The organism is Microcoleus sp. ARI1-B5, assembly GCF_036705795.1.
Classification (GTDB): domain Bacteria; phylum Cyanobacteriota; class Cyanobacteriia; order Cyanobacteriales; family Microcoleaceae; genus Microcoleus.
On record NZ_JAUBVK010000013.1, the window covers coordinates 42664 to 56918 of the forward strand.

Genomic DNA, 14255 nt, shown 5'->3' on the forward strand with positions numbered 1-14255 from the left:
GGGGGACGAAAGAGAGAGTTTTCGGCTTTCCCCGACTATCCGGGTAGCACGACAATTCTCGCTTGTAGCCAAGTCTCGATCCCCCTCGCATCCCCCTTCTTAAGGGGGACGAAAGAGAAAGTTTTCGGTTCCCCCCCTTAAGAAGGAGAACTTCGATCGCTCCAGTCCCCCCCTTCTTAAGGGGGGCTAGGGGGGATCGGCCCTAATCATCAAACAGTAGACTCATACTACCTTTAATCTCAAGTTGACACCAATACTCCGAAGAACACCTTACCCCTCAACTCAAAACTCAAAAAATCTCTGCTCTATCCCCATTATTTTACAGCACAAATCAGCCCGAAACGAATCAATCCGCTCTCATATCCCCGGCTCATCAATCCGAGAGCAAGAGCAGCTTGAACAGTCGTCCAACCGCTCGTCAGCAAACCCCAAATCGCGCTCGGAGTCAAAGCAGAATCGATCACCACATCCCAAAACGGAGCAACAGCCTTCGACCAATCAGCCGTGCGAATACTTGTCAGAGGCAAACTGCGGACAATTTCCTCATATTCCGGCAAAGAAATCACGTAAGGTAAAGCATAAACCCGGTAAATTTCTGCCAATTCCTTTCTCTCTTCATCTGTCAATTCTCCCGCCGTTTCTCCCAGCGGGCGGTGACACCAAGTCGCCAAAATCAAAGTTCCTCCCGGCTTGAGCACCCGGCAACATTCCTGCAAAAACTTAATTTTGTCCGGCATATGTTCGCCGCTTTCGAGCGACCAAACCAAGTCGAACGACTCGTCAGGAAAAGGCATATTTAAAGCATCTGCAACCAAAAAATTGACATTGTTTTCTAGCCCAGCAATTTTAGCGCGTTCCGTTGCTCTGTTTGCCTGTACCGGACTCAGGGTAATGCCGGTCGCTGTAACGCGATCGCCCGTTTTATTTGGTTGGGCCGATCGGCTAAAATGATGATCGACCCCGCCATCCAACTTTAAATTATTTTTAGCGATCGAACCAAACTTTTGAGTCAAATACAGCGTGCTGCCGCCGATGCCACAACCGACATCCAGAATGCGGTAAGGTTGACAGAGTGCCTTCTCTGTCGGCACTCGGGCCCAGCCCAGCAGTTCTTCGATCAAATCAATCTGAGCCTGTCGGCGCTCTTTCTTTAAGTTTCCATCCGGGCCGTAGTAACCGTGGTGCATATGTTCGCCCCACACCTGCTCCCACAAACCGCTAGAAGCGTCGTAAAGTTGCTGAATTTGCTGGTAAAGTGTTGATGTCATCGCACGATCGCAAGTTGTTAAAGGAATTCTACCGTTATTTTCCCGATGTTGTCATGGAATTTTGCGATGCCAGTGCGATCGACCGCAGGCACTCGCACTCGCAGAGATGTCCTGATTTCGGGCCGGGCGATCGATTTGTGGGTTCCCCCTAAAATCTAAAATCTAAAATCTAAAATCAATTTGTGGGTTCCCTCTCAAATCTCAAATCCCAAATCCCAAATCCCAAATCCCAAATCCCAAAATCCCAAATCCCAAATCCCAAATCCCAAATCCCAAATCCCAAATCCCAAATCCCAAATCCCAAAATCCCAAATCTAAAATCTAAAATCTAAAATCTAAAATCGAATGACTGTCTCGCGAACCATTGCTTTGGGCTTTCTCGCCGTCATTACCGCAGGTGCTCTATTGTTGATGATGCCATTTTCCACAATTGATGGAACTTGGAGCGATCCAATAACAGCACTCTTTACCTCTACTTCCGCTGTCTGCGTCACAGGCTTGTCGGTTGTGGATGTCGGAAAATATTACTCTTTTTGGGGGCAACTGTGCCTTGTTTTACTGGTGCAAATAGGAGGCTTGGGCTACATGACAGCCACAACTTTCTTGCTGCTGTTATTGGGGCGCCGCTTTGGCTTAAAAGACAAAATGGCCCTGCAACAATCTCTTGACAAACCTGGACTAGCCGGCGTAGTGCAACTCGTGCAGTCAATTCTAGCAACAACCCTGTTGTTTGAATTAACTGGAGTGTTTTTGCTGATGTCGGTTTTCGTCCCAAAATACGGATTTAACGAAGGTGTGTGGTCTGCTATATTTCACAGCGTTAATTCCTTTAACAACGCCGGGTTTAGCATCTATTCAGATAATTTAATCGGCTACGTAAATTCGCCTGTGATTAACTTCACAGTCAGCGGTTTGATCGTATTTGGGGGAATCGGCTATCAAGTAATTATGGAAATGTACCTGTGGCTGCGCGATCGCTTCTACAAAAGCCCGATGTGCACAGTTTTTTCCCTGAACTTCAAAGTTGTTACCAGTACAACTGCTGTCCTTTTAATTTTAGGAACGGTAGCATTTTTGCTGCTGGAATACAACAACCCAGCAACTTTCGGCCCTCTCAATTTTCCGCAAAAGGTGATGGCAGCTTGGTTTCAATCTGTTACTCCCCGCACGGCAGGATTCAATACAATTGACATCGGCCAAATGAGCGAAGCCTCGCTATTTCTGACGATCGCGCTCATGTTTATCGGCGCCAGTCCCGGCAGCACCGGCGGCGGCATCAAAACCACAACTTTTAGGATATTGTTTAGCTGTACCGCAGCAGTTCTCGAAGGCCAGGAAGAGGTGGAGTGCTATCAGCGTCAAATCCCGCCAGCAATGATTCTGAAAACCATTAGCGTAGTCTTCGGTTCCCTGTTGGTCGCGTTCACATCTGCAATTTTAATTGAGGTGACCAATCCCCAAGTAGAATTTATCCAAGCGCTGTTTGAAGCAGTTTCAGCTTTTGCCACAGTCGGTCTTTCCACAGGGATTACAGCCAAGATTTCAGCGGTCGGCAAATTAATTTTAATTGCTACAATGTACATAGGTCGGGTTGGCGTGCTGCTGCTGATGAGTGCTGCATTCGGCGACCCCAAACCCAGAACTTTTAAGTATGCTGAGGAAAGTTTGTTAGTAGGATAGAAAAATCCGGCCTCGTTGCTGATAATCTAAACAGTGGGTGACAACCCAAATCAACTTTTACTACTTACCCAAAAATCAAAAGGAGGCGGCGCTGTCTCTGCTAAAATTTAAACAGCAAGACGCTCAGCGCTGGATATTCAGTGAACCTGTCATCTTTAAATTTTTTTCGCAGTTTGCGCGCCGAAAACAAGCAGTTTGCAGTTATTGGTTTGGGACGTTTCGGCAGGGCTGTGTGTTCGACTCTGCACGGCTTGGGCTACGAAGTCCTGGGAGTTGACTCCGACGAAAAAAAAGTAACTCAAGCTTTGAGCGATCGCATTTCTGCTCACGTTGTGCAGTTAGATTCTACCGAGCCTAGCGCTCTGCACGAAGCGGGTATATTTGAATTTGAAACAGTGATTGTGGCGATCGGCAATTACCTAGCAGAAAGCATTACCACCACCCTAAACCTTAAGGAAGGCGGTGTAACTCACGTAATCGCCAAAGCTTCCTCGGAAACTCACTTAAAACTGTTGAAAAAAGTCGGCGCCGATCATGTAGTTTTTCCAGAACGAGAAATGGGCTGCTCTTTAGCCCGCATTCTTACAAAACCCAGCATTTTAGAACGCTTTGACCTCGACCCAGATCACAGCATCGTGGAATTGCTCGTTCCTGAAAAGTTTGACGGCAAAACCATTGCCGATTTGGATCTGAGGCGCCGGTACGGTTTGACCTTGCTCGCAGTCGGTCGCGCCGACAAGTTCGAGATCAATCCCCAGCCAAACGAACGCTTGAAAAACGGCGAGGTGATGGTAGTAATTGGTTCTAATAAAGATATCAATCGCTTGCCAATTTAACAGCTCGACATTTGACTTACTTTATCTGTAGTAGGGTGCGCTCGGGCCGCGCACCTTACAGCATTTTTCAGGTAAGTAGGTCGGTGCAGAGATAGAGGACACGGCGCCGTGCCTTGTCCCGCTCGGCGATCGTTCTTCAGGTGTACTTCCTAAACGTGGAATCTGCTGTACGTGCGATCGAACGACCACCTCGATCTTTTAAATTTTAACCGAAATATCTAAATTGAATTTCACCAATGCTGGGTTTGCTTTTGCCGTTGTGGCTTCCTCACAGAACACAACCGAAACAATAGCCAAAAGGGAAAATTCTTCAAGAAAGTAGAAGCACCCGAGGACGATCGCCCTCCCGCAAATATAGGAGCCCTAGCCCTGAAAACTCAGCCGACTTTCAAGATATCTTGCAGGTAAGCTTTGCCCAACACCAGCACCGCCAAGACTAGAGCGAGTTCAACAGGCCAAGGACACACCGCCACAAACCAAATTAACGAACACACTCCAATAATTGCAGCTATGGGAGCCGGAATCCCGTCTAGCGTTCTGTTGTCAGTCCCAGCAGTCACCCACCCAGCAATCAAGCAGAGCGTAAACGGAATCAAGCAACTTGCGATCATGGTTTTTACCCCATTAAATTTTTTTTACATTACATATGGCATCTCAGCATATTGTTACAATACATCAAAAATTAGGAAATGTACCATTAATTTTGATAAAATTTAAGGTTAGGGAATTAATACGCTGGGGCAAGACTTGTTGAATTTTTAGCTTCGGCTCTCTCAAACGGCAGAAGTAGGTCGGCACAGGCAGAGTTGGGGGATATTTCTTTATACATAAGTGATGAAAGCCGAATACCTTGAGATCAATTGCGATGCGCCCTTCTGTGTAAGTTATACTGAGGATTGCAGTCATTTACTGTAGAGCTTGAATCAATGCAGGGCAAATTTTTTCGCAAGCCAGAATCAGAAAACAGCGATCGAGTTCCTCCTGGTCAATACCTCGCCAACGGCTTTCCCGTCCTGACCTACGGCGATACACCCTCGGTCAGCATCGAGAGTTGGGAATTTAAAGTCTGGGGATTGGCAAAACCAAAAACCTTCACTTGGTCGGACTTCCAGGCCATGCCCCAGAGTAACTTTACTGCCGATTTTCACTGCGTCACCCGCTGGTCAAAACTCGACGTGCAGTGGACGGGAGTCAAAGTCACAGATTTTATGAACCACGTAGAAGTCGATCGCTCGGCTCTGCACGTCCTGGAGCACTGCTACGGCGGCTACACTACTAATATTGCGATCGACGACTTCCTGCGCTCGGAAAACTTTTTCGCCCACACCGTCTTCGGCGAACCCCTCTCCCCAGACCACGGCGGCCCGATGCGGCTGGTAGTTCCGCACTTGTACGCTTGGAAAAGCGCTAAATGGATTAACGGGCTGGAGTTTACAGAAACCGAACAACTCGGTTTTTGGGAACGCAACGGCTACCACCGCAGGGGCGAACCTTGGGCCGAGGAACGCTACAGCGGTCTTTTTTGATGCGGTCGATCGCGATTACGGCTTGCCAATAGCTTCTATAGATGGTATTTGTTGAGGGGCAATCTGCTGTTTGAGAATTTTGAAAGCAGAAAGCCGATCTCGATCGAATCTTTGGGTTCTGTCACGGGGCGGGCTCTCCGTATTTCCACCAAAAGACCTAAACCGGACGCTCGCAGTTTGTAGGTAATTTACCCGAGCGATCGACTACTTTAACTCCCATACGCAAGTCCTAAAAAACAAATATTCCCAGTTTCTGGTTAATAGAAAACTTTGATAACGGTCAGATTTCGCGGAAGTGACGGTGTTTATACGTAAGTGTTTGCTGTTAAGGATTTAGACTCGGAATAAAATCAAAAATTAGGATAAACCAGACCCAAATCAGTTTGGCCGGTTCGCGCTCGCATGACCGCGACTGCAAGGTTTACAGCCACAATTTTTATAATTATTTTGTGTGTATTTTTAGGGAGCGATCGCCCGGTAGCCGATTCGCTCGACAGCATTTATAAAGGATTTGTAAATGCTTGATAAAGAGTCTGTCAAAATTCACATCAAGTGAAAAAAACACACACAAAGTATCACATAATGAAATTATTAATATGGTCACACAAAAGGAATCAGGTTATGAATATCAAACTCTTATGGGCCCTAACAGCTACCGCAGCCGCCACCGCTTTATTAGGGGCAGGAGCTCCAGCCCAAGCCTTCTCCTTTGGTACCAACGGCATCACATTCAGCCAAAATACAGATGTCATGTTTAGCTTCAAAGAGTCTCACGGTGCGTACACTTCCTCTTTGGGAATTTACACCGTGAATAACTCGGTGACATCTCTAGTTCACACCCTGTTGTGGGAAACTAAATCCTCAGACAATGTCGACCAGAACGAATGGAAAGGATCTCTGGGCAATACAGTCTTGGATTCGGGCTCGGGAGTATTCACATTCCTGGCAAATCAAGTTTACACTTTGGGACTCAACAGCGGCGGCGACGGCACTGTCTACTCGACATCAGCCTTGAATGCCGGTTCCGGTGGTAGTCAGCAAGCCGTGTTTGGCGGGGCGTCGCTGTGGAACGCACTCGGCAAAGAAACAACGAACACCTTCCAAGCTGCCGGACAATTCACAGATGGAACAGCTTCTCTGTCTAACGGAGGCACGCTAATCTCCTTCGACGATCGCGGCGGCGGCAACGACGCAGACTTCCAAGACTTCACCGTCAGCGCCGAAGCAGTTCCCGAACCGATGACGATGACTGGTTTGGCTCTCGGTTTGGGCGGCTTGGTTGCAGCGCGCCGCCGCCGCGCTAGCAAGACGGCTGGATAATTTTTTGAACCAGAACGATATGCTTAATTAGGTTTGACAAAAAAAGCATAAAATTTGCAGGCGCGCTGATGGGAAATCGGCTCGCCTTTTGCTTGATTTAATAAGGAAGAAGTCATCGGTCATTAGTCCTGCCGTCATTAGTCATTAGTCATCAGTCATGGGTCATTAGTCCTGCCGTCATCAGTCATCAGGAAGAAGGAAGAGGGAAGAAGGAAGAAGGAAGAGGTTCGAGGGAAGAAGGAAGAGGTTCGAGGGAAGTCGGAATATTTTTCTGAGCTCCCCCTCGAACACTCTTCCCCTCGAACACTCTCCCCCTCTCGCAGCAGCTTAATTATGCGTCGCTAGCTGAATTTGACGCAGAGTTGTTCGACGAGTGCAAGTCGAACAAATTCACCGGTAGGGGTTGAGGAATTTTAATATCGGCTCGATCGCGCGCGGCTAGAATCGCCACCACAGCCCTAGTTTTTGTCCGCCGCACCTGTGTTTGTTCCGGCAGCGTCCAATAGCGGACAATCAGATGCAAATAACCATCGGTAAGCCCTGAAATATCTACTTCTGGGGTTGGTTGCGAAAAAACGCCTTCGACTTCGGAAATAGCTTTTACCAAGGTTTCAATTGCTAAGGAAGGTTCGGTATCGCAGTCTAAAATTAAAGGCAGGTCGGTTCGCCTGTGCGGCATGGCTGTGAGTACCCGCACTGAATTGGTAAAGACGATCGCATTCGGCACAATCACTCGCTCTCCCTGATAAGTCCGAATTATAGTTGAACGCATCGAAATCTCTTCAACAGTACCTTCAAAGCCTTCTACAACTATCTGGTCGCCCAATTGAAACGGTTCGTGCAGCAGCATCAAGATGCCCGCTAAAAAGTTTTTGAAGATGTCTTGGAAGGCGAAACTAACAGCTACTGAACCCAATCCTAACAAACCGATGATGTCTCCCGGACGCAAAGCCGGGAACGGGCGATCGCGCCGGCGATCGAACTGCCTGCCGCCCAAGTGAGGGCATAGGCTATCTGCACGAACAGCGATCGCAAAGACAAACTTTTGACAGTAAGTTCAGAAGCTGCCGAACTCATTCGTCGCACAAACCTAGCTGCGGTGCGCGTCAGGAAAATAACTGCCAGGGCCGCTGCTATTGACGGCATTGCCTCGATCGCTTGACCCAGCAGATTTAACAAGCTAGTTTGGATTTGTTGAATTACGGCGCCCATTGTTAAATTTTAACTAAAACTTTTTAGGGAAATAATCGAGCGCTGGGTAATTTCTGATTTGGCCAGACCCTCGTTTATGCTATATTCAACAGACAATGATATCATAGATGTCATTTATCTACTGCTTAGCCCATTCCTCGGAAAAACAGAAAGATGAATTTTGATTTGCAGCAACTGATTAAAACCTTCGGCTATTTGGGAATTTGGGCTATTGTGTTCGCGGAATCCGGATTGCTGTTCGGTTTTTTTATGCCGGGAGACAGCTTGCTGTTTGCTGCGGGAATTGTGGCGTCGGGGCCCGACTCTCTGAATATTTGGACGCTAATTTTTGGGTGTTTTGTCTGCGCGGTGGCTGGCGATAATGTTGGCTATGCAACCGGACACCGTTGGGGCCGTCGCTTATTTAACAAGGAAGATTCGTGGCTGTTTAAGAAAGAATATTTAGAAAAAACCGAAAACTTCTACGAAAAACACGGCCAAAAAGCAGTGGTACTGGCGAGATTTATGCCAATTGTCCGCACTTTTGCGCCGATAGTGGCGGGAGTGGCGGCAATGAAATACAAAACTTTTATGTTTTACAACCTGATCGGCGGGTTTGTGTGGACGGTGGGGCTAACGCTGCTGGGTTATTATTTAGGAAAGATGATTCCTCCGGAGAAAGTTGATGAATATTTACTGCCGATTGTTGGGGCAATAATTGTACTTTCTTTTGTGCCTTCGATTATTCATATAGTTCAAGAACGCCGCGCTCACAAAAAAGATTGAGTCCGCCGGAGCTCGCCCGACAAGAATTTTTGACCCCGCCTAAAAACGGATACTTGCTCACTCCTGGCGTCGCGAGCAGCCTAAAATTTTCTACCCTAGTTTCTCCTCCGAGATTCACCGCGCTGCAAGTAAATCTCAAATCGAAAATGGAAAATCTAAAATCGACTGACTCTAGCGGTGCGGGTGACTCCATCGACTCGATCGCAAATCGATCGCAATCAAAAATTAAGATCGGCACCGCCCACCCTCAGAAAGTAAAATCGCAACACTTGCCCGCAGATAGGTAAATCTGCTAAAACTAACAAAGTTTGATGATTTCTGGGAAATAACATACATGGTAGCTACATCCGTCAAGATTAAACACGAAGTCAAAGACTTGTCCCTCGCCCCGTTGGGCAAGCAACGCATCGAGTGGGCCGGCCGGGAAATGCCCGTTTTGCGCCAAATTCAAGAACGCTTTGCTAAAGAAAAGCCTTTCGCTGGGATTCGCTTGGCTGCTTGCTGCCACGTAACCACAGAAACCGCTCATTTGGCGATCGCCATCAAACTCGGCGGTGGCGACGCCGTACTGATCGCCAGCAACCCCTTGAGCACTCAAGATGACGTAGCGGCTTGCTTAGTTGAAGACTACGGCATTTCCGTCTACGCCCTCAAAGGAGAAGACGCAGCTACCTACGAACGCCACGTCTACACAGCCCTAGACCACCGTCCCAATATTATCATCGACGACGGCAGCGACGTAGTAGCAGCCCTGATCCAGCACCGCCCGAACCAAATTGCCGACTTGATCGGAACCACCGAAGAAACCACCACCGGCATCGTGCGCCTGCGAGCAATGTTGAAAGACGGCGTGCTGACTTTCCCCGCAATGAACGTCAACGACGCCGACACCAAGCACTTCTTCGACAACCGCTACGGCACCGGTCAATCTACTCTAGACGGGATTATCCGCGCTACCAACATCCTGTTAGCTGGTAAAAATATTGTGGTTGCAGGCTACGGCTGGTGCGGCAAAGGCACGGCACTGCGCGCCCGCGGCATGGGCGCTAACGTAATTGTTACTGAAATCGATCCGATTCGGGCGATCGAAGCAGTGATGGACGGTTTCCGCGTCATGCCGATGGACGAAGCAGCAACAGTCGGCGATATCTTTATCACCGTTACCGGCAACAAACACGTCATTCGTGCCGAACATTTCGACACCATGAAAGACGGCGCAATTGTTTGCAATTCCGGTCACTTCGACATTGAAATTGACCTCAAATCCCTCGGCGCCAAGAGCACCGATGTGAAAACAGTCCGCTCTTTCACCCAAGAATACCACCTCAATAATGGCAAGTCGATTATTGTCTTGGGCGAAGGCCGTTTGATCAACTTGGCAGCAGCCGAAGGACACCCCAGCGCCGTGATGGATATGAGCTTCGCTAACCAAGCTTTGGCCTGCGAACATCTCGTCACGAACAAAGGCAAACTAGAGCCGGGTATTCATTCAATTCCTGTGGAAGTTGACAAGGAAATTGCGCGTCTAAAATTGCAAGCAATGGGAATTAACATTGATACCTTGACAGCCGAGCAAATTGAGTACACCAACTCTTGGACTTCGGGCACTTAATCATTGTCTTTTCATTCCCAGGCAGAGTCCAAGGCGTGACAACTTAACCTTCTAGTCTGCAAGTCCACAAGTCCGCCAGGGGTTGAAACCCCTGGCTAATAGCTAAAGTCCTCTAAAGAGGACTAATAAGTTCTTTAGTCCTCTTTAGAGGACTTTAGCTTTGAGGCAGGGAATTCATTCCCTGCCGGAATGTCAGTTTATTCTCGTTCCCAGGCTCTTCCTGGGAATGAATGGACGGAGGCTCTGCCTCCCTGGTTCGCAGTCGAGGCAGAGCCTCTATATATGCGTTCCAAGGCAGAGCCTTGGAACGAGCAATTCCGACTTCCATCGGACTTCTTCCGACTTCCATCCGACTTCTTCCTTCTTCTTGATGACTAATGACTAATGACCGATGACTTCTTCCTGATGACTAATGACTAATGACCGATGACTTCTTCCTTCTGCTGTACCTATTACCAATTATTAAATCACAATGGTTGAATGGATAACTAACACAATGCAGTCGATGGGTTATCTGGGAATAGGCCTGTTGATGTTCTTAGAAAACCTGTTCCCCCCCATACCCTCAGAATTGATTATGCCGCTGGCAGGATTCACGGTATCCAAGGGCGATATGCAGTTTTCACCGGCGATCGCAGCAGGAGTAATAGGGACAGTTTTAGGAGCACTTCCCTGGTACTATGCTGGTAAATTATTGAGCGAAGAACGCTTGAGGGATTTAGCCGACAAATACGGCAAATGGATTACAGTATCAGGCGCCGATATTGACAAAGCAAATAGATGGTTTAACAGACACGGCAACAAAGCCGTATTTTTGTGTCGCCTCGTACCGGGAGTCCGCACCCTGATTTCCCTGCCTGCAGGCATTAACAATATGCCTTTAATCCCGTTTTTACTCTACTCAACAGGCGGCACAATTTTGTGGGTGAGTTTCCTCACTTTTGCCGGATATAAACTCGGCGAAAATTATGCACTTGTCGATGATTATCTGGCTCCCGTTTCTAAAATAGTAGCCGTGACTATTGTCATTGGATTTATTTTGTGGGTGGTCAAAAAGAATATGCAGAAGGAAAAATATCGCAAGTAAATGCAGAACGAAGGAAGGAAGTTCGGCAACGGATTATGTAACGGATGTAACGGATGTAACGGATGTAACGGAAGGAAGGAAGGAAGGAAGGAAGGAAGAAAGGAGGAAGGAGGAAAGAAGAAACAATAAAATCTTATGTTTCAGACATTTAAGAACTTCCTAATTGTCTTGGCGGTTGCCATATCCTCAAAAATATCTGCGTTTATCGGCGTTTATTTGCGGTTCAAAAGCGATCGCCATTTTGACTCGCTTTAACGATGTCTCGAACAGTAGCGCTGAAAGATAGATGGGCATATCTGAGACAAACTTCTGCTATTTTTACTACTTTTTTGAATTTAGTTTTTTGGCGATCGCCAGATTAGCACAGTGACAAATAGCCGATCGCCCAAACATCAAACTTAAATTTAGACAAAAATTTAGGATTTATTGAGGTTTAGACAGACAATCGTGGCAAAATAGGGAGAATTGCTATCCGCACTGTTAAGATATGTACGAAAAGATTGTAGCCCCGACAACTGGTTCTAAAATTACTTTCCAAGACGGTTCGCCGATCGTCCCCAACGACCCAATTATCCCCTTCATACGCGGCGACGGTACGGGCGTAGACTTGTGGCCAGCATCCCAGAAAGTCATGGATGCTGCGGTAGAGAAAGCTTACGGCGGCCAGCGGAAAATTAACTGGTTCAAGATTTACGTAGGCGACGAAGCCTGCGATGTCTACGGTACTTACCAATATTTGCCCCAAGATTCCCTAGACGCCATCAAAGAATACGGCGTCGCCATCAAAGGGCCGCTGACAACCCCAATCGGCGGCGGAATTCGATCGCTCAACGTAGCCTTGCGCCAAATATTTGACCTTTACGCCTGCGTGCGGCCCTGCAAATATTATGCTGGAACCCCATCGCTGCACAAAACTCCCGAACTGCTAGACGTAATTATTTACCGGGAAAATACAGAAGATATTTACCTGGGAATTGAATGGAAACAAGGCAGCGAAATCGGCAACAAACTAATTGAATACCTCAACAATGAGTTAATTCCCGCAACACCCGAACACGGCAAAAAACAAATTCGCCTCGATTCAGGAATCGGAATTAAACCGATTAGCAAAAGCGGTTCTCAGCGCTTAGTGCGGCGCGCCATCGCCCACGCTTTGCGGTTGCCAAAAGACAAGCAACAAGTAACATTGGTGCACAAAGGCAACATCATGAAATACACCGAAGGAGCCTTCCGAGATTGGGGTTACGAGTTGGCAACCACCGAATATCGCGCTCAGTGCGTGACAGAAAGAGAATCTTGGATTCTGGGCAACAAAGAACACAATCCCGACATTAGCTTACAAGACAACGCCCGCCAAATAGAGCCGGGATACGACGCTTTGACTCCCGAAAAACAAGCCAAAATTTGTCAAGAAGTCGCCGATGTTCTGTTCGCAATTTGGGAAAGTCACGGTAGCGGCCAGTGGAAAGAAAAAATCATGGTCAATGACCGAATTGCTGACAGCATTTTCCAACAAATTCAAACTCGCCCCGCCGAATATTCGATTTTGGCGACGATGAATTTGAACGGGGATTATTTGTCCGATGCGGCGGCTGCAATTGTCGGCGGATTGGGCATGGGCCCCGGCGCGAATATTGGTGATGAATGTGCTGTTTTTGAGGCGACTCACGGTACTGCACCGAAACACGCCGGTCTCGATCGAGTTAATCCGGGTTCCCTGATTTTGTCGGGGGTGATGATGTTAGAATACATGGGATGGCAGGAAGCCGCAGATTTGATTAAGAAGGGTTTGGGCGCGGCAATTTCTAACGGTGAAGTTACCTACGATTTGGCGAGGTTGATGGAGCCGCCGGTGCCGGAGTTGAAGTGTTCGGAGTTTGCTGAGGCGATTATTAAGCACTTTGCTGATTAGGTTTTCAATAATTTTTAACCGCCGATGAACGCTGATAAACGCTGATAATATTGGTGAGATATTTGCTGATCTGCGGTTAAAAAAATTCAGTCCTGGACGCAACTCTCACATTAAAGAAAGGTACGTTGTTGCGCTGTCTTCGCTCTTATCTATATAAGAGCGCTTTCATCCCAACAACGTACCTAAAAATTAACCCCATATTATGCCAGTTGTGTCCTGGACAGAAATTGTTATTTTTGTATAGATGGAACAGCCATACCCCGCTCAACGGCGGGACGCTTCTGCAAGGTTTCTACCCAACGTTTGAGGTGGGGGTGGTTGTCGAGGGTTAATCCTTGAAATTCGTAAATCGCAACCCAGGGATAAGTCGCCATATCGGCGATCGAATATTCGCCGCAAATGTATTCGTATTTTGCTAGTTGATTGTCTAATACTCCGTAAAGCCGCAGAGTTTCTTTTTCGTAGCGTTGAATTGCATAGGGAATTTGTTCGGGTGCAAAGCGTCTGAAGTGGTTGAGTTGACCGAACATGGGCCCGACGCTGGCCATTTGAAACATCAGCCACTCCATGACTTGAAAGTATTTGTGTTTGTCTGTGGGCAGAAATTGACCACTTTTTTCGGCAAGATAGATCAGGATGGCGCCTGACTCGAAGACTGTGATGCCGTTATCGCGATCGACTATCGCGGGTATTTTGCTGTTGGGGTTGATGGCGATGAACTCTGGGCTAAATTGGTCGTTTTTGCTGATGTCTATGACGTGCACGCTGTAGGGTAAACCTATTTCTTCGAGCGCGATCGAGACTTTGCGGCCGTTCGGTGTGGTAAAAGTGTAGAGGTCGATCATAGTTGACAGTTGACAGTTGATAGTTGACAGTTGACCTGTGACAGTTGACAGTTGACCTGTGACAGTTGACAGTTGACCTGTGACAGTTGAGGACAAGGTTTTTAAGACGGGAATTTATACCCTGTTCTAAAAACTTGGGGAATGCTGGGAGGCCGGATGGGAAACCCTATTTTTTGGTATGATTATATTATA

At 47.5% G+C, this 14255-nt stretch carries 16 protein-coding genes; 10 read left to right on the forward strand and 6 right to left on the reverse strand.

Annotation, left to right across the window (positions count from 1 at the left end; all coding sequences use genetic code 11):
- Nucleotides 1-314: 314 nt before the first annotated feature.
- A complete protein-coding gene (locus QUB63_RS19250; protein WP_332946873.1) occupies nt 315-1268 on the reverse strand; it encodes a methyltransferase domain-containing protein in 954 nt (317 codons plus the stop codon).
- On the opposite strand from QUB63_RS19250, the gene QUB63_RS19255 reads away from it, so the two are divergent.
- The 3 genes from QUB63_RS19255 (at nt 1262) to QUB63_RS19265 (ending at nt 3784) form a co-directional block, all read left to right on the forward strand.
- A complete protein-coding gene (locus tag QUB63_RS19255; RefSeq protein ID WP_332946874.1) occupies nt 1262-1420 on the forward strand; it encodes a hypothetical protein in 159 nt (52 codons plus the stop codon). The two genes, QUB63_RS19250 and QUB63_RS19255, sit on opposite strands and share 7 nt — an antisense overlap.
- 193 nt (nt 1421-1613) lie before the next feature.
- On the forward strand, nt 1614-2948 hold the full coding sequence (locus QUB63_RS19260; RefSeq protein WP_332946875.1) for a TrkH family potassium uptake protein: 1335 nt from the start codon (nt 1614-1616) through the stop codon (nt 2946-2948).
- 140 nt (nt 2949-3088) lie between these two features.
- Entirely contained in the window at nt 3089-3784 is a 696-nt protein-coding gene (locus tag QUB63_RS19265; RefSeq protein ID WP_332946876.1) for a potassium channel family protein, read from the forward strand.
- A gap of 377 nt (nt 3785-4161) precedes the next feature.
- Here QUB63_RS19265 and QUB63_RS19270 read toward each other — a convergent pair whose 3' ends face one another.
- Complete coding sequence (locus tag QUB63_RS19270; protein ID WP_332946877.1) at nt 4162-4395, reverse strand: hypothetical protein; 234 nt, start codon at nt 4393-4395, stop codon at nt 4162-4164.
- 315 nt (nt 4396-4710) lie between these two features.
- On the opposite strand from QUB63_RS19270, the gene QUB63_RS19275 reads away from it, so the two are divergent.
- Nucleotides 4711-5310: a sulfite oxidase-like oxidoreductase gene (locus QUB63_RS19275; protein ID WP_332946878.1), complete on the forward strand. Its 600-nt coding sequence runs from the start codon at nt 4711-4713 to the stop codon at nt 5308-5310.
- A 621-nt stretch (nt 5311-5931) separates the two neighbouring features.
- Nucleotides 5932-6630: a PEP-CTERM sorting domain-containing protein gene (locus tag QUB63_RS19280; RefSeq protein ID WP_332946879.1), complete on the forward strand. Its 699-nt coding sequence runs from the start codon at nt 5932-5934 to the stop codon at nt 6628-6630.
- Nucleotides 6631-6961: 331 nt separating this feature from the next.
- Here the strand turns inward: QUB63_RS19280 and QUB63_RS19285 are convergent, their stop codons facing one another.
- Both QUB63_RS19285 and QUB63_RS19290 read right to left on the reverse strand, forming a co-directional pair.
- The gene (locus QUB63_RS19285; protein WP_332946880.1) at nt 6962-7627 is read right to left on the reverse strand and encodes a mechanosensitive ion channel family protein; all 666 of its coding nucleotides are present in this window, start codon (nt 7625-7627) and stop codon (nt 6962-6964) included.
- A complete protein-coding gene (locus QUB63_RS19290; protein ID WP_332946881.1) occupies nt 7549-7842 on the reverse strand; it encodes a hypothetical protein in 294 nt (97 codons plus the stop codon). Before QUB63_RS19290 ends, QUB63_RS19285 begins: the two co-directional genes overlap by 79 nt.
- Nucleotides 7843-7995: 153 nt before the next feature.
- Here QUB63_RS19290 and QUB63_RS19295 point away from each other — a divergent pair, with 153 nt between their 5' ends.
- The 3 genes from QUB63_RS19295 (at nt 7996) to ahcY (ending at nt 10219) form a co-directional block, all read left to right on the forward strand.
- Entirely contained in the window at nt 7996-8607 is a 612-nt protein-coding gene (locus QUB63_RS19295; protein WP_332946882.1) for a DedA family protein, read from the forward strand.
- A gap of 146 nt (nt 8608-8753) precedes the next feature.
- The gene (locus QUB63_RS19300) at nt 8754-8894 is read left to right on the forward strand and encodes a hypothetical protein (protein WP_332946883.1); all 141 of its coding nucleotides are present in this window, start codon (nt 8754-8756) and stop codon (nt 8892-8894) included.
- Nucleotides 8895-8941: 47 nt separating this feature from the next.
- Nucleotides 8942-10219, forward strand: a complete 1278-nt coding sequence (ahcY, locus tag QUB63_RS19305; protein WP_332946884.1) for an adenosylhomocysteinase — start codon at nt 8942-8944, stop codon at nt 10217-10219.
- Between the two features lie 154 nt (nt 10220-10373).
- Here ahcY and QUB63_RS19310 read toward each other — a convergent pair whose 3' ends face one another.
- On the reverse strand, nt 10374-10568 hold the full coding sequence (locus QUB63_RS19310; RefSeq protein ID WP_332946885.1) for a hypothetical protein: 195 nt from the start codon (nt 10566-10568) through the stop codon (nt 10374-10376).
- Nucleotides 10569-10691: 123 nt separating this feature from the next.
- Here QUB63_RS19310 and QUB63_RS19315 point away from each other — a divergent pair, with 123 nt between their 5' ends.
- Nucleotides 10692-11306: a DedA family protein gene (locus QUB63_RS19315; protein ID WP_332946886.1), complete on the forward strand. Its 615-nt coding sequence runs from the start codon at nt 10692-10694 to the stop codon at nt 11304-11306.
- 487 nt (nt 11307-11793) lie between these two features.
- On the forward strand, nt 11794-13218 hold the full coding sequence (locus QUB63_RS19320; RefSeq protein WP_332946887.1) for an NADP-dependent isocitrate dehydrogenase: 1425 nt from the start codon (nt 11794-11796) through the stop codon (nt 13216-13218).
- A gap of 230 nt (nt 13219-13448) precedes the next feature.
- Here QUB63_RS19320 and QUB63_RS19325 read toward each other — a convergent pair whose 3' ends face one another.
- The gene (locus tag QUB63_RS19325; protein ID WP_332946888.1) at nt 13449-14159 is read right to left on the reverse strand and encodes a glutathione S-transferase N-terminal domain-containing protein; all 711 of its coding nucleotides are present in this window, start codon (nt 14157-14159) and stop codon (nt 13449-13451) included.
- Between the last annotated feature and the right edge of the window lie 96 nt (nt 14160-14255).

Coding starts and splice junctions, on each gene's coding strand:
- QUB63_RS19275 (WP_332946878.1), top strand. CDS start 4,711: ATGCAGGGCAAATTTTTTCGCAAGCCAGAATCAGAAAACAGCGATCGA.
- QUB63_RS19300 (WP_332946883.1), top strand. CDS start 8,754: ATGGAAAATCTAAAATCGACTGACTCTAGCGGTGCGGGTGACTCCATC.
- ahcY (WP_332946884.1), top strand. CDS start 8,942: ATGGTAGCTACATCCGTCAAGATTAAACACGAAGTCAAAGACTTGTCC.
- QUB63_RS19260 (WP_332946875.1), top strand. CDS start 1,614: ATGACTGTCTCGCGAACCATTGCTTTGGGCTTTCTCGCCGTCATTACC.
- QUB63_RS19310 (WP_332946885.1), bottom strand. CDS start 10,568: ATGGAAGTCGGAAGAAGTCCGATGGAAGTCGGAATTGCTCGTTCCAAG.
- QUB63_RS19320 (WP_332946887.1), top strand. CDS start 11,794: ATGTACGAAAAGATTGTAGCCCCGACAACTGGTTCTAAAATTACTTTC.
- QUB63_RS19290 (WP_332946881.1), bottom strand. CDS start 7,842: ATGGGCGCCGTAATTCAACAAATCCAAACTAGCTTGTTAAATCTGCTG.
- QUB63_RS19255 (WP_332946874.1), top strand. CDS start 1,262: ATGTCATCGCACGATCGCAAGTTGTTAAAGGAATTCTACCGTTATTTT.
- QUB63_RS19315 (WP_332946886.1), top strand. CDS start 10,692: ATGGTTGAATGGATAACTAACACAATGCAGTCGATGGGTTATCTGGGA.
- QUB63_RS19270 (WP_332946877.1), bottom strand. CDS start 4,395: ATGATCGCAAGTTGCTTGATTCCGTTTACGCTCTGCTTGATTGCTGGG.
- QUB63_RS19280 (WP_332946879.1), top strand. CDS start 5,932: ATGAATATCAAACTCTTATGGGCCCTAACAGCTACCGCAGCCGCCACC.
- QUB63_RS19295 (WP_332946882.1), top strand. CDS start 7,996: ATGAATTTTGATTTGCAGCAACTGATTAAAACCTTCGGCTATTTGGGA.
- QUB63_RS19250 (WP_332946873.1), bottom strand. CDS start 1,268: ATGACATCAACACTTTACCAGCAAATTCAGCAACTTTACGACGCTTCT.